The following is a 20,662-nucleotide window of genomic DNA, read 5'->3' on the forward strand; positions in this document are numbered from 1 at the left end:
AATGAGTGAAGCGATCAAGCAGCCTGTCGGCCCCGAAGGCATCATCCAGATGCAGGGTGTGAACAAGTGGTACGGGCAGTTCCACGTACTGAAGGACATCAACCTCAATGTGCGTCAGGGCGAGCGCATCGTGCTGTGCGGGCCGTCCGGCTCGGGCAAGTCCACCACCATCCGTTGCCTCAATCGCCTGGAGGAACACCAGCAGGGGCGCATCGTCGTCGATGGCGTGGAACTGACCAACGACCTCAAGCAGATCGAAGCGATCCGCCGCGAGGTGGGCATGGTGTTCCAGCACTTCAACCTGTTCCCGCACTTGAGCATTCTGGAAAACTGCACCCTGGCACCGATGTGGGTGCGCAAGATGCCCCGGCGCAAAGCCGAGGAAATCGCCATGCACTATCTGGAGCGGGTGCGCATTCCCGAGCAGGCGCACAAGTATCCGGGGCAACTGTCCGGTGGCCAGCAGCAGCGGGTGGCGATCGCCCGCGCCCTGTGCATGAAGCCCAAGATCATGCTCTTCGACGAACCGACCTCGGCGCTGGACCCGGAGATGGTCAAGGAAGTGCTCGATACCATGGTGGGGCTCGCCGAGGACGGCATGACCATGCTCTGCGTGACCCACGAGATGGGCTTTGCCCGGACCGTGGCGAACCGGGTGATCTTCATGGACAAGGGTGAGATCGTCGAACAGGCTGCGCCGGATGACTTCTTCGACCGGCCGCGCAGTGATCGGACCAAGCTGTTCCTGAGCCAGATCCTGCATTGATGTGACGGGGGCCGCGGCGCGGCCCTTTCGCAGGCTTCGCCGGTTCACCGCTTTGGGAGGGGTGCAAGCCTGCACCAGGGCTGCAAAGCAGCCCTTTTTGTTACTTTTCTTCTTGGGCGGCGACCGGCGCAGGTGGCGGTCGCAGCCCCACCTCGGCGATCAGCTTGAGCTGTTGCCCGTTGCGCATCACTTCGATGGTGATCTTCTCGTTGGGCTTGATCCGCGCCACCTGGTTCATCGACTTGCGACCATCGCCGGCAGGTTCGCCGTTGATGCTCATGATCACGTCGCCCAGTTGCAGACCGGCACGTTGGGCCGGACCATCGCGGAAGATGCCCGCCACGACGATGCCTGGACGACCCTGCATGCCATAGGACTCGGCCAGCTCCTGGCTCAGCGGCTGCACCTCGATGCCCAGCCAGCCACGAATGACCTGGCCATGCTCGACGATCGATTTCATCACCTCCAGCGCCAGCTTGACCGGGATGGCGAAGCCGATGCCTTGGGAGCCGCCGGACTTGGAGAAGATCGCGGTGTTGATGCCGATCAGGTTGCCGTTTGCGTCGACCAGGGCGCCGCCGGAGTTGCCGGGGTTGATCGCCGCGTCGGTCTGGATGAAGTCTTCGTAGTTGTTCAGGCCCAGCTGGTTGCGGCCGGTGGCGCTGATGATGCCCATGGTCACGGTCTGGCCGACGCCGAAGGGGTTGCCGATGGCCAGGGACACGTCGCCGATATGGATATTGTCGGAGCGACCGATGGTGATCGCAGGCAGTTTCTTCAGGTCGATCTTCAACACCGCGAGGTCGGTTTCCGGGTCGCTGCCGATGACCCGGGCCAGGGTCTCGCGACCGTCTTTGAGCGCCACCACGATCTGGTCGGCACCGCTGGTCACGTGGTTGTTGGTCAGCAGATAGCCTTCGGGGCTCATGATCACTGCCGAACCCAGGCTGGACTCCCAACGCCGCTGCTTGGGCAGGTTGTCGCCGAAGAAGCGGCGGAATTGCGGGTCTTCGAATAGCGGATGGGCACTCTTGTTGACCACCTTGGTGGTGTACAGGTTGGCCACTGCCGGCGCGGCCAGCGTCACGGCATCGGCATAGGACACCGGGCCCTGCACGATCCGCGAGGTCTGCGGAGCCTGCTGCAGGTTGACGTCCTGGCTGGGCAGGCCGACCCACTGGGGAAAGCGCTGGATGATCAGCAGGGCGACCAGCACACCGGTAAGCAGGGGCCAGCCAAAGTAACGCAGAGCCTTGAGCATCGAATGAATCCTGGGAGTAGGGCAGGGGCCAGTGGCTACGCAGCAGGGGTGCGAGCGCGCGCGATCATACACCTGAAAGCGTTGATCAGGCGACGGTCTTGAACGTGGTGCAGCGTCCGCGGGTTTACTCGCGGATGAGCGTGCCACGAGCTGATCCCCAGGCGGGTTGCAGCCGGTTTCCCCGAAGCCGGCGACGGCCCATAATGGCGGCCATTATACGGGCGTTGTGCCCGCCGAACGTGCAGATTTCGAGGAGATTTTCCATGGCCGTCGCCCTGAACACTCTGGTCGAGGAAGCCGAGCGCTACCTGGGCAGCGCGAAGATCCAAGACTACTGCCCCAACGGCCTGCAGGTCGAAGGCCGTCCGCAGGTCAGCCGGATCGTCAGCGGCGTCACTGCCAGCCAGGCATTGCTGGATGCGGCAGTTGAGGCCGAGGCCGATCTGGTGCTGGTGCACCATGGTTACTTCTGGAAAGGCGAGAACCCGTGCATCACGGGCATGAAGCAGCGCCGGATCAAAACCCTGCTCAAGCATGACATCAGTCTGCTCGCCTACCACCTGCCGCTGGACGTACACCCTGAGGTGGGCAACAACGTGCAGTTGGCCCGTCAACTGGACATCACCGTCGAGGGGCCGCTGGACCCGCAGAACCCCAAAGTAGTCGGTCTGGTGGGCTCTCTGGCCGAGCCGATGTCGGCACGCGATTTTGCCCGCCGGGTGCAGGAAGTGATGGGGCGTGAGCCGTTGGTGATCGAGGGCGAACAATTGGTGCGCCGGGTCGGTTGGTGCACAGGTGGCGGTCAGGGCTACATCGACACAGCCATCGCTGCCGGCGTGGATCTGTTCCTCAGTGGCGAGGCGTCCGAGCAGACCTTCCACAGCGCCCGGGAGAACGGCGTCAGTTTCATCGCGGCCGGGCACCATGCCACCGAGCGTTACGGCGTGCAGGCGCTGGGCGACTACCTGGCACGGCGCTTTGCGGTGGAGCACCTGTTCATCGACTGCCCCAACCCCATCTGATCTCGGCCATTTCAAAGGTGAACCCGCTCCCGCAGAGGATTGGCTGTGGCAGCGGGTTTTGCCGCGAAGGCGCGCTCCACGTCCCCAAACCCGCAGTCATATCGTTAGATTCTTTCGGTCTAGTCAGCCTCCTAAATAGAATCAGGCGCTGTGATACAGTTCCTCGCTCGAACACGGCCCGCAGGCCGTCCATAAGATCGTTTTTCGTGAGTAGCCATGGTCGACAAACTGACGCACTTGAAACAGCTGGAGGCGGAGAGCATCCACATCATCCGCGAGGTGGCCGCCGAGTTCGACAACCCGGTGATGCTGTACTCGATCGGCAAGGACTCCGCCGTGATGCTGCACCTGGCGCGCAAGGCCTTCTTCCCAGGCAAGCTGCCGTTCCCGGTGATGCACGTCGACACCCAGTGGAAATTCCAGGAGATGTACCGCTTCCGCGACAAGATGGTCGAGGAGATGGGCCTGGAGTTGATCACCCACGTCAACCCTGAAGGTGTGGCGCAGGGCATCAACCCGTTCACCCATGGCAGCTCCAAACACACCGACATCATGAAGACCCAGGGCCTGAAGCAGGCGCTGGACAAGCATGGCTTCGACGCCGCGTTCGGCGGCGCCCGCCGCGACGAGGAGAAGTCCCGCGCCAAGGAGCGTGTGTATTCGTTCCGCGACAGCAAGCACCGCTGGGACCCGAAGAACCAGCGCCCGGAGCTGTGGAACATCTACAACGGCAAGGTCAACAAGGGCGAGTCGATCCGCGTCTTCCCCCTGTCGAACTGGACCGAGCTGGACATCTGGCAGTACATCTACCTCGAAGGTATCCCGATCGTGCCGCTGTACTTCGCTGCCGAGCGTGAAGTCATCGAGAAGAACGGCACCCTGATCATGATCGACGACGAGCGCATCCTCGAGCATCTGACCGATGAAGAGAAAGCGCGCATCGTCAAGAAGAAGGTGCGTTTCCGTACCCTGGGCTGCTACCCGTTGACGGGTGCTGTCGAGTCGGAAGCCGAGACCCTGACGGACATCATTCAGGAAATGCTCCTGACCCGTACGTCCGAGCGCCAGGGCCGCGTCATCGACCACGATGGCGCCGGTTCCATGGAAGACAAGAAACGCCAAGGCTACTTCTAATTTCAGGGTTACTCCATGTCGCACCAATCTGATCTGATCAGCGAGGACATCCTCGCCTACCTGGCCCAGCACGAGCGCAAGGAACTGCTGCGCTTTTTGACCTGCGGCAACGTCGACGACGGCAAGAGCACCCTGATCGGGCGCCTGCTGCATGACTCGAAGATGATCTACGAGGACCACCTCGAGGCCATCACCCGTGACTCGAAAAAGGTCGGCACCACCGGCGAGGAAGTGGATCTGGCGCTGCTGGTCGACGGTCTGCAGGCCGAGCGCGAGCAGGGCATCACCATCGATGTCGCCTACCGCTATTTCTCCACCGCCAAGCGCAAGTTCATCATCGCCGACACTCCGGGCCACGAGCAGTACACCCGCAACATGGCCACCGGCGCCTCGACCTGCGACCTGGCGATCATCCTGGTCGATGCGCGCTATGGCGTGCAGACCCAGACCCGTCGCCACAGCTACATCGCCTCGTTGCTCGGCATCAAGCACATCGTCGTCGCGGTCAACAAGATGGACCTGAAGAACTTCGACGAACAGGTCTTCGAATCGATCAAGGCCGACTATCTTAAGTTCGCCGACGGCATCAACCTCAAGCCGTCGAGCCTGCACTTCGTGCCGATGTCGGCGCTCAAGGGCGACAACGTGGTCAACCGCAGCGAGCGTTCGCCGTGGTACACCGGCCCTGCGCTGATGGAAATCCTCGAAACCGTGGAAGTGGCGGCCGACCGCAACTTCACCGACCTGCGCTTCCCGGTGCAGTACGTGAACCGTCCGAACCTGAACTTCCGCGGCTTTGCCGGCACCATCGCCAGCGGTGTCGTGCACAAGGGGGACGAAGTGGTCGTGCTGCCGTCGGGCAAGAGCAGCCGGGTCAAGTCCATCGTCACCTTCGAAGGTGAGCTGGAAAACGCAGGCCCAGGCCAGGCCGTGACCCTGACCATGGAAGACGAGATCGACATCTCCCGTGGCGATTTGCTGGTGCATGCCGACAACGTTCCGCCGGTCACTGACCAGTTCGACGCCATGCTGGTATGGATGTCCGAGGAGCCGATGCTCCCAGGCAAGAAGTACGACATCAAGCGCGCCACCAGCTACGTGCCGGGCTCGATCGCCAGCATCACCCACAAGGTCGATGTGAACACCCTGGAGCAGGGCGCTGCCAGTGCCCTGCAACTGAACGAGATCGGTCGCGTCAAGGTCAGCCTGGATGCCGCCATCGCCCTGGACGGCTACGACAGCAACCGCACTACCGGCGCGTTCATCGTCATCGACCGCCTGACCAACGGTACCGTCGGTGCCGGCATGATCATCGCCCCGCCAGTCCTGCCGCACGGCAGCACCGGCCATCATGGCAAGCTGGCCCACGTCTCCACCGAAGAGCGTGCCCTGCGCTTCGGCCAGCAGCCAGCCACCGTGCTGTTCAGCGGCCTCTCCGGTGCCGGCAAGAGCACCTTGGCCTATGCCGTGGAGCGCAAGCTGTTCGACATGGGCCGTGCGGTCTATGTACTCGACGGTCAGAACCTGCGCCACGACCTGAACAAGGGCCTGCCACAGGACCGCGCCGGTCGTACCGAAAACTGGCGTCGCGCCGCCCACGTGGCGCGCCAGTTCAACGAAGCCGGCATGCTGACCCTGGCCGCCTTCGTGGCCCCGGACGCCGAAGGTCGCGAGCAGGCCAAAGCGCTGATCGGCAAGGAGCGCCTGGTCACTGTCTACGTCCAGGCCTCGCCGATCGCCTGCCGCGAACGCGACCCTCAAGGCCTGTACGCTGCTGGTGGCGACAACATACCAGGCGAAAGCTTCCCGTACGATGTGCCGCTGGACGCGGACCTGGTGATCGATACCCAGACCACCAGCGTTGAAGAGGGCGTCAAGCAGGTGCTGGATGTGCTGCGTCAGCGCGGCGCGATCTGATCCGCTTGCCATAAACAGAAAACCCCGCTTCGGCGGGGTTTTTTGTTTATGGCACCTGACTAGTTGCGCAACAGGCGCCGGGTCTGTTTTTCGGTCCTGATCATTTCCAGGTGCCGGTCATAATCGCTGCGTTGCGCGCACGCTGGGCTGTAGGGGGACATGTCGCAGTTGAAGTGTTGATCTGGGTTGTCTGGCGCCAGGTAGGGGCCGCCGGCGCTACAGGCTGATAGGAGCAGGAGGCCGGTGAGCGCTGACGTTTCATAAGGGGCCTTGACTGGCCCAATTTTATGAAGCTCTGAAGCCGTCCTTGCCATTTGCCAAGCGCCACTCTTTGACAATTCGAACAATTTGCTCTGGCTTTCCTAATTCAGCCGTTTCTGGCCAGAAAATTAGATCAGTCCCCAGCGGGTGTTCGGTAATGTTTTCAAAATGATCCAGTAATGGGTCCAGTATTTCATCAGGGCTGGATCCGTTTGTCTCGAATATTAATTTTAAAAAGTCGAGGAACTCTGATTCAGTATAGTCAGAGATTTTGCTTTTCTCTTTCATGGCTGCTCTCCGTAATGAATTTGTAAGTGAGCTTTTGGGGTGACGACTCGAATATTGTCATGGTCGTAGACCGCACCGCCTGCTGAAACAGGAATGTGATGATGAAGTACAAAAGTAGACTGTGACTTGTGCCGATCAATACTTTGTACTTTTGGAGCTAGCCCTGATGCCATGCGCTTCAGGTTGGCTTCGGAGAACTGGGCGGAAAGTTGATTGTCTTGTGCCACCGCTTTCCAAATATCCTCTCGGAATTCTTTCATGTCTCGCACCGCTTTACCCGATAGCGCCTTTGAAATCTGCGATGGGATAGGCGCTCCTGAGCTACGCGCTTGATCTCCAAGCCAGACGCCGGAGGTGGGCAAGCCTTGCCCATAATGTTCCCCCGGATCCAGACGAGGATCTTTGAATATCACCAGTATCGGTGGCAAACCCGAATCAGCCGGAAAGGTAACGATCAGCCGTTCTTGATCCAGCAAATCCAACGCAGGATAGCCCTGTTGCTCCGTCTTGACCGGATTCAAGCTGCTGCCGGTGTAGACGACAGCGCCGGGCGGGATGGGGGGCAGGCTGGTGGGGCTCCCATGTTCGCTACCTGGTGCGTTGGCGGGCGTCCAAGTAAGAATGCGCTGCGGGTTGTCCAGTGCCAGGCTGTAAACTTGGCGTTGGCTGTCGAACGTGGCGGCGCGAACAGGAACCGCCCGACCTCCGGGGGTGAGGTACAGATCTAGTTCGGCCCCGCTCCCGCTGCTTGCGATCAGATAAGGCAGGTCGATACTTTCCGATTTCAGAGCCAGGGCTGCTAAGTCTGGTCTGTCAGGTGTAGAAAGGTCTGTGAGAGGGACGCTGACCAGGTAGCGCCGTTCGCTGTTTCCCAATGTCGAAGGCCAAGCCAGAAACAGAGTGCCAACAAGGATGTTACCGACCACTGGCGCTGCAATGCGGGCCAAACCAGTCACGGCCTCCTGTATGGCGTTTTGCAGTGCAATGTAGGCTGTTTGTGGAATCGCGAAGGTGGCTGCACCGATAGGAAGCGCCAGCGGTAAGGAGACCGAAGCGCCTTCCAGCGCGATAAAACTGATCTTTTGGCGTTCAGCTTCAGCCCTCTGCTGAGCTTCTTTTGCTCTGCGTTCAGCCTCGGTTTTTTGGCGCGCGAGCTCTTCGGCTTTGCGCGCTGCGTCCGCTTTTTGCTGAGCCAACTCTTTGGCTTTGCGTTCAGCTTCTGCTTTTTTGCGAGCCGCTTCCTGCGCGTTGGCGGCGGTTCGCTGTTGCTCCACTCGTTTTGCACGGGCATTCAGTCCGGAAAATGCCGTCAGTGTGTCGTTCAGTATCCGAGCAGACTCTTTGTTGAGCAGTGACTTGTGATAGTCGAGCCAACGTGGCCCGACACCTTTGAGCTGTTGATGTTGGATCAGGCTATCAAGTGCTTCCAGCTCAGCGCTTGTCAGAGGTGCCTTAATGTTGGGATTGGCCTTGAGATAAGGGGTTATCGCTTTAGCCCTATTAGCAGCCAACGTCCGTAGTGCTTGTTCATAGTAGGCGAACGTTTGTACCGAGTTTTGTTGGCTTGCCTTCGGAGATGCCCTCAGTAAATCATTTTGTAAGAAGCCAGGGAGGGCCTGGAAATAAAATATTTGTTCGATCCGGATGGCGTCGGCTTTTTCATCGAGGGTTTTTATTGTTAGGGCGTAATCAAGTTGGGCAAGATTTTCAGTGGTTTCCAACGCTTTCGCTGTGGCATGAAGGTGCGGGCGGATGGCTTCGAATATTCGGTCAATTATTTTTCGCTCATGGGCGGATTGTAAAGAGGTTTCGTATCCCAAGAATGCCGCATCTAGTTTGTTTTTCTTCAGGAGCTTCGTGCCTTTGGAAATAAAATAGATTGGGGGTTTGTAGAAGATGTTGCTACCCCAGAATGAAAGCTCTCTTTCAAGGTGAGTGGTGTATTCGCTTCGTTTGCTGTGGATGAGTTCAAACAACCCACGCTGTTCGGCTTTGGCTTTAATGTAAGGAGTGGCGCCTTTTGAAATATGGCGAATTTTTGCTTCGTTGATTTCGATCTCTATTGTTTTGGAAAGCGCTTTGTAGCGAGGCGCCATTTTTTTATTGATATCAGCATTGATGCCTTTTAATTCGTCAAATAATATAGTGTTCCAGCCAGGTATGATGTCATGACGCGGGCGTTGAGACCCTTGCCCCTCTCCCCTACGTGGGCCTTCGTTCAGTCCCCAGCCACCCGAGCCGTTTCCACCGCCACCTATGCCACCTGTAAATGGCTTGTCGCGATAAGCATTGATATAGAGGCCTTCATCTAGATAATAAGTGCTTCCGATTTTTTGTGGGGCCATGAGCCTCTCCAAGTTGAACGGTCATGGAGATTATTGAGAATTGGCTGAGAGGATTCTGTCGCGTATATAGCAGGGCTGTGAACGAAGGCGCGGTAAGCGCCGTAGGAGCACGTTGTAGGATTCATATGTACCTTCTAACTATGGAACTACACCCTGGGGAAAAATTTTCCATACGATGTGCCGCTGGACGCGGACCTGGTGATCGATACCCAGACCACCAGCGTTGAAGACGGCGTCAAGCAGGTGCTGGATGTGCTGCTGATCCGCTTGCCATAAACAGAAAACCCCGCTTCGGCGGGGTTTTTTGTTTATGGCACCTGACTAGTTGCGCAACAGGCGCCGGGTCTGTTTTTCGGTCCTGATCATTTCCAGGTGCCGGTCATAATCGCTGTGTTGCGCGCACGCTGGGCTGTAGGGGGACATGTCGCAGTTGAAGTGTTGATCTGGGTTGTCTAGCCCGAGGTAGGGGCCGCCGGCGCTACAGGCTGATAGGAGCAGGAGGCCGGTGAGAAGTGATTGTTTCAAGAGGCCTAGTGCTGGGGTAGCTTGATCCATCGAAAGTACTCCTGATAGTCCATTTGCCGTTCGTGGCCATGCCGGAAAGGATCCATGTCGCATTTGAAATGAACCGCTTATCGGTTGGGGAAGAATAAAGGCATTTGTTATTGCGTCCTGCTAGAAAGATTACTGATAGAGCGGTCAGCTCTTTAATGGTTGAGTAGGGTAAGCCGCTCATTGATTATTCGTTTGTGGGGGTGACGTGTTTTGGATTTCTAAGTCTGACAAGTAAGCCTGGTAAAATCTGGATTGTATGTTGTGCGACACCTCGGCTGCGGCTGTAGGGAGAGTCTGATGACTATAGGGGGAGGGTTTCCGGTTCGCTTAGGCTTTGCACGACTTGTAATTGTTGTGGGGCTAGTTTTGGTAGGCCGGCTTTACCAAGCCCTTTCAGCTCAATAATTAAAGGTGGTGTAATGGGGAAGTATTCAAAAGTGAAGGTTGCACGATTCAGCGGGTCTGGAGGTACCGTCCTTCCTCCCAACCAATCTATGCGTGCGGGCGATTTCATAAAATCTCCTAATGGGCGCTATGCGCTGCGTCTTCGCCCTGATGGAATCTTAGTACTTGAAGATCGTGGCGCTGTAATCTGGGTGGCTAACGAGAAACAACCGCACAGCGACACTTTCAAATTGAGAAAGCGGGAAACACTTCACTTCGTTATCCAGAATTCTGGCTTTCTCTATGATCCATCCCGTGGTCGGGTATGGTCCGCTCAAGCTACAGAGACTCGAGACAAGTCCTATTGGCGTCATAATCACCTAGGGGTAACCGATACAGGTAATCTGGAAATTTATGATGGAAGGAATGGAGAGATTAGATGGGCGCGCTCAAGGTTTGTGCCAAGCCGCCTTCGGCGTAGGGAAAAGATATGGCCGCACTCTGACCTGCCTGAGCTACCTCCGCTATTCCAAGTAAAGCATGATTATCCCTAGCTGTAGGGGTAGCCGAATATAAGTAGTTCCAAGTTTAATATCCTGGGTCTGGTGACATGGCTTGGAGTTTTCGGCTGACTGTAGATAAGAATGTATAATGGGCTTAGCGTTGCGGCTTTTGAATCAGTTTGTAATGCTCTTGATAATCTATTCTTCTTTCGCAACCTTGCCGATAGGGGTCCATGTCACATTTGAATTTTATGTCTTGTCTATCAGGGATCCACATCCAGTCGTTGCCGCACCCGGAAAGAAAAAACATGAGCATAAGGTTGAGGTGTTTCATGGTGTGCTCGCGCATCTAAGGGGGCATTTATTTTCACCACGAACCCTGTTGCGGGATACTTCATTTTTTCACAAGCTTAAGTAGGAAGCTCTCCTCGTTAGCGGGAGACGGGTCTTACATAGGAGGGTGGTGCATGCCTTCATGGGGGCATAGATGAATCGACCGGATGAAAACATGCGCTAGTTAGTTTTTGTGGTGTCGTGTGGAGTCGCTGGGTATAAGGTTTTCAGCTATTTCATATGTGTTTTTCCGACACCGGAATCACTCGGCGTTCCTTCACCGCCTTGTACGAAAAGCTCGAATAGATCTCTTTAACGCCCGGCAAACGCTGCAACACCTCCCGGGTAAATTCCCCGAACGATTCCAGGTCCCGCGCAAGGATCTCCAACAAGAAGTCATAGCGCCCGGAAATGTTGTGGCAGGAAACGATCTCGGGGATTTCCAACAGCCGTTTCTCGAAGGCCAGGGCCATTTCCTTGGTGTGCGAGTCCATCATGATGCTCACGAAGGCGGTCACGCCAAAGCCCAGTGACTTGGGCGAGAGGATGGCTTGATAGCCGGTGATGTAGCCGTTGTCCTCCAGCAGTTTGACGCGACGCCAGCAGGGCGAGGTGGTGAGGGAAACCTGGTCGGCAAGTTCAGCGACGGTGAGGCGGGCATTGTCCTGCAAGGCCGCGAGCAGGGCGCGGTCGGTGCGGTCTAGGGTCGAAGGCATGATTTGCCCTCCTGGTGTTTGGTTTGTTGTTTTTATGCCAAAAGATAGGCGAATGCGTGGGCGATTTTGGAAAATTACCCGCGACCCGGTGGCATAAGCTTATAACAAACCATCAGAGGCTGTTGCCATGCGCGACTCCAATAACAACACCGGTTTTTCAACACGGGCCATCCATCATGGCTATGACCCGCTTTCCCACGGCGGCGCGCTGGTGCCGCCGGTGTATCAGACCGCCACCTATGCCTTCCCGACTGTCGAGTACGGCGCCGCCTGTTTTGCAGGTGAGGAGAGTGGGCATTTCTACAGCCGCATTTCCAACCCGACCCTGGCCTTGCTCGAACAACGCATGGCATCGCTCGAAGGTGGCGAAGCAGGACTGGCGTTGGCCTCGGGCATGGGCGCCATCACCTCGACGCTATGGACGCTACTACGTCCGGGCGATGAGCTGATCGTTGGGCGTACCCTGTACGGCTGCACCTTTGCCTACTTGCACCATGGCATCGGCGAATTCGGAGTCAAGATCCAGCACGTTGACCTTAACGACGAAAAGGCGTTGAAGGCGGCCATAACCTCTAAGACCCGGATGATCTATTTCGAAAGCCCGGCCAACCCCAACATGCAACTGGTCGATATCGCGGCCGTCGCACAGGCGGTGCGTGGTCGCGACATCCACGTCGTGGTCGACAATACTTACTGCACGCCCTACTTGCAGCGTCCGCTGGAGCTGGGTGCCGACCTGGTGGTGCATTCGGCCACCAAGTACCTGAGCGGCCATGGCGATATCACTGCGGGCCTGGTGGTCGGGCGCAAGGCGCTGATCGACCGGATCCGCCTGGAAGGCCTGAAGGACATGACCGGCGCGGTCCTCTCGCCTCACGATGCCTCGCTGCTGATGCGCGGCATGAAGACCCTTGCCCTGCGCATGGAGCGCCACTGCAGCAACGCTCAGCAGTTAGCCGAGTACCTGGCGCGCCAGCCCCAGGTGGAGTTGATCCACTATCCGGGCCTGCCGAGTTTTGTCCAGCATGCGTTGGCTCAGCGGCAGATGCGCCTGCCGGGCGGGATGATCGCGTTCGAGCTCAAGGGTGGGATCGAGGCGGGGCGTCGGTTCATGAATGCCCTGCAGTTGTTCAGTCGGGCGGTGAGCTTGGGCGATGCGGAGTCACTGGCCCAGCATCCGGCGAGCATGACCCATTCGAGCTATACGCCGCAGGAGCGCGCGCACCATGGCATCTCTGAGGGCCTTGTGCGGCTGTCGGTGGGATTGGAAGACATCGATGACTTGGTGGCTGATATCGCCCAGGCATTGAAGGCCTGCGCCTGAAGCCGCGCCAAGCGCTGTGCGAGCGGGTTTACCCGCGAATCGTGTCCGGAAACCGAAGGAAAAGCCCGATGGTGGCGATGATGAATCCGAACGAGCCATTGACGGCCCAGGATACCGACCTGGACAGCGACCCGGCTGAAACCCGCGAATGGTGCGAAGCGCTCGAGTCTACCCTGGCCCATTGCGGCCCGGCGCGGGCGCGCTATCTGCTGCAGCGCTTGCAAAGCCATGCCCTGGAATTGGGGCTGGCGCGCGATACCTTGCCGTTCTCGGCCTACCGCAACACCTTGTCGGTAGAGCAGCAAGGCGCCTATCCGGGCGACCTGGAGATGGACGAGCGCATCACTGGCATCCTGCGCTGGAACGCGCTGGCCATGGTGGTGCGGGCCAATCATGCCTATGGCGATCTGGGTGGGCATATCGCCAGTTATGCCTCGGCGGCGGAGATCTTCGAGGTGGGCTTCCAGCACTTTTTCCGGGGCGAGAGCGGTGGCGAGCGACGCTCGGCAGACCTGGTGTTCTTCCAGCCTCATTCCGCCCCGGGTATCTATGCCCGGGCATTTCTCGAAGGGCGTTTGAGCGAGGCGCAACCGACCAGCTATCGCCAGGAAGTCGCCGGCAATGGCCTGTGCTCTTACCCACACCCTTGGTTGATGCCCGACTTCTGGCAGTTTCCCACCGGTTCCATGGGGATCGGTCCGCTCAATGCCATCTACCAGGCGCGTTTCATGCGCTATCTGCAGCACCGTGGTGTGCTCGAGACGGAGTCACGGCATGTCTGGGGCGTGTTCGGTGATGGCGAAATGGACGAACCGGAGTCCACCGCAGGCCTGACCCTGGCGGCGCGCGAAGGCCTGGACAACCTGACGTTCATCGTCAACTGCAACCTGCAACGCCTGGATGGCCCGGTGCGCGGCAACGGGCAGATCATCCAGGAACTGGAAGCGCTGTTCAGCGGCGCCGGTTGGAACGTGATCAAGGTGCTCTGGGGCTCGGAGTGGGATGCTCTGTTCGCCCGCGACCATGACCATGTGCTGCTGCGTCAACTTGCAGCGACGCCCGATGGCCAGTTCCAGACCCTTGGCGCCAACGACGGCACCTACAACCTGGAGCATTTCTTCAACCAGCACCCGGCACTGCAACAGCTGGTGGCGCACATGAGCTCCGACGAGATCAACGCCCTCAAGCGTGGCGGTCATGATTTTCGCAAGCTATACGCCGCCTATGCCGCGGCCAAGGCATGCAAGGGCCGGCCGACGGTGATCCTGGCCAAGACCAAGAAGGGCTATGGCATGAGCAGCGCTGGCGAGTCGCGGATGGCTGCGCACCAGGCCAAGAAGCTCGACGTTCAGGCACTGCTGGTATTTCGGGATCGCTTCCATCTCCCCCTGTCGGACGAAGCCGTGGAGCAACTGCGCTTCTACCGGCCTGGCGAGGACAGCCCGGAGATGCGTTACCTGCGCAAGCAGCGTGCTGCGTTGGGCGGGCCGTTGCCGATGCGGCGCAGCGACTGTCCTCGCCTGCCGTTGCCGGATCTTGAAACCTTCGGTGGTTTTGCCTTGCACGCTGAGGGCAAGGAAATGTCCACCACCATGGCCGCCGTGCGCCTGCTCGGCCACTGGTTGAAGGCGCCGGAGCTGGGTCCGCGGGTGGTACCGATCGTCGCCGATGAGGCGCGTACGTTCGGTATGGCCAGTTTGTTCAGACAGATCGGTATCTATTCGTCTTGCGGGCAGCGTTACGAACCTGAGGATGCCGGGTCTTTGCTCACCTACAAAGAGGCGCGTGACGGCCAGTTGCTCGAAGAGGGCATCACCGAGGCAGGGGCGATTTCTTCCTGGGTAGCGGCGGCCACGTCCTACGCGGTACACGGCGAGCCTATGTTGCCGGTGTACATCTATTACTCGATGTTCGGATTCCAGCGGGTCGGTGACCTAATCTGGGCTGCCGCCGATCAGCGCGCCCGTGGCTTGTTGCTGGGTGCTACCGCCGGGCGCACCACCTTGGGTGGCGAAGGATTGCAGCACCAGGACGGCTCCAGCTTGGTGATGGCGGCCTTGGTGCCCAACTGCCGGGCCTGGGACCCATGCTTTGCCGGCGAGCTGGCCGTGATTCTCGATCATGCAGCCCGGCGCATGCTGGTGGAGCAGTGCGACGAATTCCACTACGTGGCGGTGATGAACGAAAACTATCCACAGCCCTCGTTGCCCGAGGCGATGCGCGGCGATGTGCTTCGCGGCATGTACCGTTTCGCCAGGCAGCAGGCCCTGCAGCCACGTGCCAAGGTGCGTCTGCTGGGCTCGGGGGCGATTCTGCGCGAGGTGATTGCCGCCAGTGAGCTGCTCGCTACCGAATGGCAGGTGGACAGTGATGTGTTCAGTGTCACCAGTTTCAGCGAACTGGCACGCGAGGCACGGGAAGTGCAGCGAGCGGCGACCCAAGGGCGAGGCGGGGTCAGCCACGTGAGCCTGTGCCTGGCGGGTGATGACCCGGTGGTTGCCGCCACAGACTATGCCCGGGCCTGGCCGCAGTTGATCGCCGAATACGTACCGGCACCTTACATGACCCTGGGTACCGATGGCTTCGGGCGCAGCGATACACGTCAGCAACTGCGGCGGTTCTTCGAGGTGGATCGTTACGGTGTGGTGATGGCAGCGCTGTACAGCCTGGTCAGGCAGGGGCGGTTGGACGAGCAGGTATTGGAGCAGGCGAGGGCGCGGTACGAAATCGCTGGCGGGGTGGCCCCTTGGTGTCGATGAGCGGCAGCTTGGCAAGGGCTTGTGTTTGAAGGCAAGCCCATTTCGTCCTCGTGGTGCTTTGCAGCTCATCGCAGGCTTCGCCAGCTCTTATGGGCGTTGCTAGGAAGTTGCTTACAAACGCCCACAAAAAAAGGCCTCTTGCGAGGCCTTTTTCATGTTCAGCGTTTTAGGCCGTAGCTCTCGTCGAGCATGCCCGGCGAGTTCGGCGCCTTGGGCGCGTAGTCGCGAGGCACTTCGGCGGTGTCCTTCGGCGGAGTCAGGCGATCACGCGGGCCCTGGGCCGCTTCGGAGTGCAGGGCGGCCAGCAGGCGCTGGCGGGTCACGTCGTCGAGGGCCAGACGGTTGGCGCCGTCGGCCAAGTGGTCCTGGACGTCCTGGTAGCTCTGGGTCAGTTTCTTGACCAGCGCTGCTGTGCTGTTGAAGTGGGTGACCACTTCGTTCTGGTAGCTATCGAAGCGCTGCTGGATGTCATCCAACTGACGCTGGGTGCTGCTGGGCGCTGCGTTGGGCAGCAGACGGGCGACGACAAAGCCCACCACCACGCCGACGACGAGGGCCAGGGTCGGCAACAACCAAACAAGGAGCGAGAGTTCCACGAGTCCTTCCTCTATAAACGGCTTTGCTTTACGTTAACGGCTCAGACCTGCGCTGTATACCGCGAGCGATCGCAAATCAGAACAGAATTCTTCAGCTAGACGAGTCGACCTTCACCGAGGTCACGGAGTAGTGCCTTGCTTATCCGCGAAACCCCCTTGTTCATTGATGGCCCGAGCGGCCAGCTGGAAGCCTTGTACCTGGATGTGGCCGACGCCCGCGGTGCGGTGCTGATCTGCCATCCCAACCCGGTCCAGGGTGGCACCATGCTCAACAAGGTGGTCTCGACCCTGCAGCGCACCGCCCGTGATGCAGGTTACATCACCTTACGCTTCAACTACCGCGGCGTGGGTCAGAGTGCGGGCAGTCATGACATGGGGGCCGGCGAGGTCGCCGATGCCGAGGCGGCCGCGGCCTGGCTGCGGGCCAAGCACCCTGAGCTGCCGCTGGTGCTGATGGGCTTCTCCTTCGGCGGATTTGTCGCGGCCAGCCTGGCCGGACGCCTGGAAGCCGACGATGTGGCGTTGCAGCATTTGTTCATGATCGCCCCGGCGGTAATGCGCTTGAGCGAGCAGTTCCCGCTGGCCCAGCGTTGCCCGCTGACCGTGGTGCAGCCGGACACCGATGAAGTCGTCGATCCTCAGCTGGTCTACGACTGGTCCGACAACCTGCAGCGCCCCCATGAGCTGCTGAAAGTGGCAGAATGCGGACACTTTTTCCATGGCAAGCTGACCGATCTGAAGGATCTGGTGCTGCCGCGTCTTTCGAACTGAGCCAAGCCTGATCAAGCGAACACCCATGACTACGCGTATTCTCACCGGTATCACCACCACCGGAACCCCGCACCTGGGCAACTACGCCGGCGCCATCCGCCCTGCGATCGTCGCCAGCCAACAGCCCGGTGCCGATTCGTTCTATTTCCTGGCCGACTACCACGCCCTGATCAAATGCGACGATCCGCTGCGCATCCAGCGCTCGCGTCTGGAAATTGCCGCCACCTGGCTGGCCGGTGGCCTGGACCCGGACAAGGTCACCTTCTACCGCCAGTCCGACATCCCAGAGATTCCCGAGCTCACCTGGCTGCTGACCTGCGTCGCCGCCAAGGGCCTGCTCAACCGCGCCCATGCTTACAAGGCCTCGGTGGACAAGAACGTCGAAGCCGGCGAAGACCCGGATGCCGGCGTGACCATGGGCCTGTTCAGCTACCCTGTGCTGATGGCCGCGGACATCCTGATGTTCAACGCCCACAAGGTGCCGGTCGGTCGTGACCAGATCCAGCACGTGGAGATGGCCCGCGACATCGGCCAGCGTTTCAACCACCTGTTCGGCCAGGGAAAGGACTTCTTCACCTTGCCGGAGGCGGTGATCGAGGAAACCGTGGCGACGCTGCCGGGCCTGGACGGTCGCAAGATGTCCAAGAGCTACGACAACACCATTCCGCTGTTCACCAGCGCCAAGGACATGAAGGACGCGATCTCGCGCATCGTCACCGACTCCCGCGCGCCGGGCGAGCCGAAGGATGCGGACAACTCGCACCTGTTCACCCTGTTCCAGGCCTTCGCCACCCCCGCGCAGGCGGCCGAGTTCCGCGAAGAGCTGCTGCAGGGCATTGGTTGGGGCGAGGCCAAACAGCGCCTGTTCCAACTGCTCGACGGCCAGTTGGCCGAAAAGCGCGAACACTATCACCAATTGATCTCGCGCCCCTCGGACCTGGAAGACATTCTCCTGGCCGGTGCGGCCAAGGCCCGCAAGAGCGCCACGCCGTTCCTCGAGCAACTGCGCGAGGCAGTGGGCCTGCGTTCGTTCCGCACCAGTGTCCAGGCCAGCACCGAAGTGAAGAAGAAAGCCGCCAAGACCGCGCGCTTCGTCAGTTTCCGCGACGACGATGGCAGCTTCCGCTTCCGTTTGCTGGCAGCCGATGGCGAACAGCTGCTGCTTTCGCGCAGCTTCGCTGACGGCAAGAGCGCCGGCGCTGTTAGCAAGCAGTTGCAGCAGGGCGGTGAGGCCGATGTGCGCGTCGACGGCCTGGGCTTCTCGCTCTGGCTGAACGGTGAGCAGGTGGCCGATGGGCCACAGTTCCAGACCGGCGAGGCCCGTGACGCCGCCATCGAGAGCCTGCGCGCGGCATTGCAGCCTCAAGACTGAGGCGTAGGGTCCCGGCTGTTCGTCGGTATCGACGGATGAATCCGTTGCCATAAGTCCTGCGGTGTCAATGAGAACGCTGCTGTACCTGTGGGAGCGGGTTTGCCCGTGAAAGGGCCGGAACAGACAAGCCGGATAGAGGCTTGTGTACCGGTAGCTTACGGCCCTGCGGCGCGATGGCCGTATGTATGATTGCCATTAAGCGGGCCTGTCGCTACAGTGACGGCCCGTTTTTTGTTGCCTCGCTAACGAATCATGACGCCCCTCGAACGATATCAAGCAGATCTGAAACGTCCCGACTTCTTCCATGATGCGGCGCAGGAAACTGCGGTGCGTCACCTGCAGCGCCTGTACGATGACCTGTTGGCGGCGCAGAACAACAAGCCGGGCGTGTTCGGCAAGCTCTTCGGCAGGAAGGAGCAGGCACCGGTCAAGGGCTTGTACTTCTGGGGGGGCGTGGGACGCGGCAAGACCTATCTGGTCGACACTTTCTTCGAGGCGCTGCCGTTCAAGCAGAAGATGCGCACGCACTTCCACCGCTTCATGAAGCGTGTTCACGAAGAGATGAAAACCCTCAAGGGGGAGAAGAACCCGCTCACCATCATCGCCAAGCGCTTCTCTGAGGAAGCCAAGGTGATCTGCTTCGATGAGTTCTTCGTGTCCGACATCACCGATGCCATGATCCTCGGCACGTTGATGGAAGAGCTGTTCAAGAATGGCGTCACCTTGGTGGCGACTTCGAACATCGTCCCCGACGGCCTGTACAAGGACGGCCTGCAACGCGCGCGTTTCCTGCCGGCTATCGCGCTGATCAAGCAGAACACCGAGGTGGTCAACGTCGACAGCGGGGTCGACTACCGCCTGCGTCACCTGGAGCAGGCCGAGCTGTACCACTTCCCGCTCGACGAAGCCGCCCATGAAAGCCTGCGCCAGAGTTTCCGTGCCTTGACGCCCGAGTGCACCCAGGCTGTGGAAAACGACGTGCTGGTGATCGAGAACCGCGAGATCCAAGCCATCCGCACCTGCGATGACGTCGCTTGGTTCGACTTCCGCGCCCTGTGCGACGGCCCGCGTAGCCAGAACGACTACATCGAGCTGGGCAAGATCTTCCATGCCGTGTTGCTGAGCAATGTCGAGCAGATGGGCGTGACCACCGACGACATCGCCCGCCGCTTCATCAACATGGTGGATGAGTTCTACGACCGCAACGTCAAATTGATCATCTCCGCGGAGGTCGAACTCAAGGATTTGTACACCGGCGGCCGCCTGAGCTTCGAATTCCAGCGCACGCTCAGCCGCCTGCTGGAGATGCAGTCCCACGAGTTCCTGGCGCGGGCGCACAAGCCCTGAGGGAAGCTACAAGCTACAAAAAAGCCAGAGCAGTTCGCGAACTGCTCTGGCTTTTTCTTTTTCTCGTGGCTTGCCGCTAGAAGCTTGCCACTCAAGAAAGCCCTCAGGCTTCCTGCACGAACTGCTGCCGGTACTGATTCGGGGACAGTTCGGTGTGCTGACGGAACAGCCTGGCGAAGAAGCTGGCGTCGTCGTAACCCACTTCATAGCTGATGGTCTTGATGCTCTTGCGCGTACTCGACAAGAGCCCCTTGGCCGTCTCGATACGCAGACGTTGGAGGTAATGCAGGGGCTTGTCGCCGGTGGCGCTCTGGAAACGGCGCATGAAGTTGCGGATGCTCATGCCGTGGTTGCGCGCTACGTCCTCGAAGCGGAACTTGTCGGCGAAGTGCTCCTCCAGCCAGTGCTGGATCTGCAGGATGATCAGGTCCTGGTGCAGCTTCTGTCCGCCAAAGCCCATGCGTCCCGGGGTATAGCTGCGCTGGACTTCGTAGAGGATGTCTCGGGCCACGGCGCGGGCGACGTTGGGGCCGCAGAATCGCTCGATCAGATAGATGTACAGGTCGCACGCCGATGTGGTGCCGCCAGCGCAATACAGGTTGTCGGCGTCGGTCAGGTGCTTGTCCTGGTTCAGCCGGACATTGGGGAAGCGCTCTGCGAAGCTGTTGAAGAAGCGCCAGTACGTAGTTGCCTCCTTGCCATCGAGCAGGCCTGCCTCTGCCAGCCAGAACACACCACTGGCCTCGCCGCACAAAACCGCACCGCGGGCATGCTGCTCGCGTAGCCAGGGCAGGACCTGGGGGTAACGCTGTTGCAGGTTATCGAAGTCTTCCCAGAACGCCGGGAGGATGATCACGTCGGCATCGACCAGGCCGCTGTCGACCGGTACCTGCACATTGCTGAAGCTGTCCACGGGCTTGCCGTCCGGGCTCACCAGGCAGATCTCGAACATCGGTTGCAGCCCCAGGCCCAGCTGCTTGCTGTAGCGCAGGCTGGCCAGGTGGAAGA

Annotated in this window: 15 protein-coding genes and 1 pseudogene; 10 read left to right on the forward strand and 6 right to left on the reverse strand. The window is 59.7% G+C overall.

The genetic code is table 11. The features are described 5' to 3' along the window. The first annotated feature begins 1 nt into the window (after position 1). Positions 2 to 766: an amino acid ABC transporter ATP-binding protein gene (locus R6G97_RS07760; protein WP_043207442.1), complete on the forward strand. Its 765-nt coding sequence runs from the start codon at positions 2 to 4 to the stop codon at positions 764 to 766. Between the two features lie 100 nt (positions 767 to 866). Here R6G97_RS07760 and algW read toward each other — a convergent pair whose 3' ends face one another. After that, entirely contained in the window at positions 867 to 2,027 is a 1,161-nt protein-coding gene (gene algW, locus R6G97_RS07765; RefSeq protein ID WP_043207443.1) for a Do family serine endopeptidase AlgW, read from the reverse strand. 263 nt (positions 2,028 to 2,290) lie between these two features. Between algW and R6G97_RS07770 the strand changes: the two genes are divergently transcribed. The 3 genes from R6G97_RS07770 (at position 2,291) to cysN (ending at position 6,100) form a co-directional block, all read left to right on the forward strand. Next, positions 2,291 to 3,049, forward strand: a complete 759-nt coding sequence (locus R6G97_RS07770; protein WP_182942322.1) for a Nif3-like dinuclear metal center hexameric protein — start codon at positions 2,291 to 2,293, stop codon at positions 3,047 to 3,049. 216 nt (positions 3,050 to 3,265) lie between these two features. Beyond that, on the forward strand, positions 3,266 to 4,183 hold the full coding sequence (gene cysD, locus R6G97_RS07775) for a sulfate adenylyltransferase subunit CysD (RefSeq protein WP_043207446.1): 918 nt from the start codon (positions 3,266 to 3,268) through the stop codon (positions 4,181 to 4,183). A gap of 15 nt (positions 4,184 to 4,198) precedes the next feature. After that, positions 4,199 to 6,100 (forward strand): sulfate adenylyltransferase subunit CysN, encoded by a 1,902-nt coding sequence (cysN, locus tag R6G97_RS07780; protein WP_317847971.1) that lies wholly within the window; start codon positions 4,199 to 4,201, stop codon positions 6,098 to 6,100. Between the two features lie 285 nt (positions 6,101 to 6,385). On the opposite strand, the gene R6G97_RS07785 is transcribed toward cysN, so the two are convergent. Further along, positions 6,386 to 6,649, reverse strand: coding sequence for a bacteriocin immunity protein (locus R6G97_RS07785; protein WP_043207449.1), 264 nt, complete (start codon positions 6,647 to 6,649; stop codon positions 6,386 to 6,388). After that, complete coding sequence (locus R6G97_RS07790) at positions 6,646 to 8,994, reverse strand: S-type pyocin domain-containing protein (protein WP_317847972.1); 2,349 nt, start codon at positions 8,992 to 8,994, stop codon at positions 6,646 to 6,648. Before R6G97_RS07790 ends, R6G97_RS07785 begins: the two co-directional genes overlap by 4 nt. Before the next feature lie 156 nt (positions 8,995 to 9,150). Between R6G97_RS07790 and R6G97_RS24925 the strand changes: the two are divergent. Then, a pseudogene (locus R6G97_RS24925) lies at positions 9,151 to 9,270 on the forward strand (hypothetical protein); the annotation flags it as partial. Positions 9,271 to 11,005: 1,735 nt separating this feature from the next. On the opposite strand, the gene R6G97_RS07795 reads toward R6G97_RS24925, so the two are convergent. Continuing rightward, positions 11,006 to 11,485, reverse strand: a complete 480-nt coding sequence (locus R6G97_RS07795; protein ID WP_043207451.1) for an Lrp/AsnC family transcriptional regulator — start codon at positions 11,483 to 11,485, stop codon at positions 11,006 to 11,008. Positions 11,486 to 11,612: 127 nt separating this feature from the next. Between R6G97_RS07795 and R6G97_RS07800 the strand changes: the two genes are divergently transcribed. Together R6G97_RS07800 and mdeB are read left to right on the forward strand one after the other, a co-directional pair. Further along, positions 11,613 to 12,809, forward strand: a complete 1,197-nt coding sequence (locus tag R6G97_RS07800) for a methionine gamma-lyase (protein ID WP_102081625.1) — start codon at positions 11,613 to 11,615, stop codon at positions 12,807 to 12,809. Positions 12,810 to 12,877: 68 nt separating this feature from the next. After that, a complete protein-coding gene (gene mdeB / locus R6G97_RS07805) occupies positions 12,878 to 15,568 on the forward strand; it encodes an alpha-ketoglutarate dehydrogenase (protein ID WP_317847973.1) in 2,691 nt (896 codons plus the stop codon). Between the two features lie 158 nt (positions 15,569 to 15,726). On the opposite strand, the gene R6G97_RS07810 is transcribed toward mdeB, so the two are convergent. Beyond that, positions 15,727 to 16,164: a YhcB family protein gene (locus tag R6G97_RS07810; protein ID WP_043207459.1), complete on the reverse strand. Its 438-nt coding sequence runs from the start codon at positions 16,162 to 16,164 to the stop codon at positions 15,727 to 15,729. 135 nt (positions 16,165 to 16,299) lie between these two features. Here R6G97_RS07810 and R6G97_RS07815 point away from each other — a divergent pair, with 135 nt between their 5' ends. The 3 genes from R6G97_RS07815 (at position 16,300) to zapE (ending at position 19,654) form a co-directional block, all read left to right on the forward strand. Beyond that, on the forward strand, positions 16,300 to 16,935 hold the full coding sequence (locus R6G97_RS07815) for an alpha/beta hydrolase (protein WP_102081626.1): 636 nt from the start codon (positions 16,300 to 16,302) through the stop codon (positions 16,933 to 16,935). Between the two features lie 25 nt (positions 16,936 to 16,960). Continuing rightward, complete coding sequence (locus R6G97_RS07820; RefSeq protein WP_090344882.1) at positions 16,961 to 18,307, forward strand: tryptophan--tRNA ligase; 1,347 nt, start codon at positions 16,961 to 16,963, stop codon at positions 18,305 to 18,307. Positions 18,308 to 18,559: 252 nt separating this feature from the next. Further along, complete coding sequence (zapE, locus tag R6G97_RS07825) at positions 18,560 to 19,654, forward strand: cell division protein ZapE (RefSeq protein ID WP_090344884.1); 1,095 nt, start codon at positions 18,560 to 18,562, stop codon at positions 19,652 to 19,654. Between the two features lie 103 nt (positions 19,655 to 19,757). Here zapE and R6G97_RS07830 read toward each other — a convergent pair whose 3' ends face one another. Further along, positions 19,758 to 20,654: a GlxA family transcriptional regulator gene (locus tag R6G97_RS07830; protein ID WP_167358094.1), complete on the reverse strand. Its 897-nt coding sequence runs from the start codon at positions 20,652 to 20,654 to the stop codon at positions 19,758 to 19,760. Between the last annotated feature and the right edge of the window lie 8 nt (positions 20,655 to 20,662).

This window comes from Pseudomonas sp. HTZ2 (assembly GCF_033173945.1).
GTDB lineage: Bacteria > Pseudomonadota > Gammaproteobacteria > Pseudomonadales > Pseudomonadaceae > Aquipseudomonas > Aquipseudomonas guariconensis.

Coding starts and splice junctions, on each gene's coding strand:
- algW (WP_043207443.1), bottom strand. CDS start 2,027: ATGCTCAAGGCTCTGCGTTACTTTGGCTGGCCCCTGCTTACCGGTGTG.
- R6G97_RS07760 (WP_043207442.1), top strand. CDS start 2: ATGAGTGAAGCGATCAAGCAGCCTGTCGGCCCCGAAGGCATCATCCAG.
- R6G97_RS07795 (WP_043207451.1), bottom strand. CDS start 11,485: ATGCCTTCGACCCTAGACCGCACCGACCGCGCCCTGCTCGCGGCCTTG.
- zapE (WP_090344884.1), top strand. CDS start 18,560: ATGACGCCCCTCGAACGATATCAAGCAGATCTGAAACGTCCCGACTTC.
- R6G97_RS07770 (WP_182942322.1), top strand. CDS start 2,291: ATGGCCGTCGCCCTGAACACTCTGGTCGAGGAAGCCGAGCGCTACCTG.
- R6G97_RS07820 (WP_090344882.1), top strand. CDS start 16,961: ATGACTACGCGTATTCTCACCGGTATCACCACCACCGGAACCCCGCAC.
- R6G97_RS07800 (WP_102081625.1), top strand. CDS start 11,613: ATGCGCGACTCCAATAACAACACCGGTTTTTCAACACGGGCCATCCAT.
- R6G97_RS07785 (WP_043207449.1), bottom strand. CDS start 6,649: ATGAAAGAGAAAAGCAAAATCTCTGACTATACTGAATCAGAGTTCCTC.
- cysN (WP_317847971.1), top strand. CDS start 4,199: ATGTCGCACCAATCTGATCTGATCAGCGAGGACATCCTCGCCTACCTG.
- mdeB (WP_317847973.1), top strand. CDS start 12,878: ATGGTGGCGATGATGAATCCGAACGAGCCATTGACGGCCCAGGATACC.
- cysD (WP_043207446.1), top strand. CDS start 3,266: ATGGTCGACAAACTGACGCACTTGAAACAGCTGGAGGCGGAGAGCATC.
- R6G97_RS07790 (WP_317847972.1), bottom strand. CDS start 8,994: ATGGCCCCACAAAAAATCGGAAGCACTTATTATCTAGATGAAGGCCTC.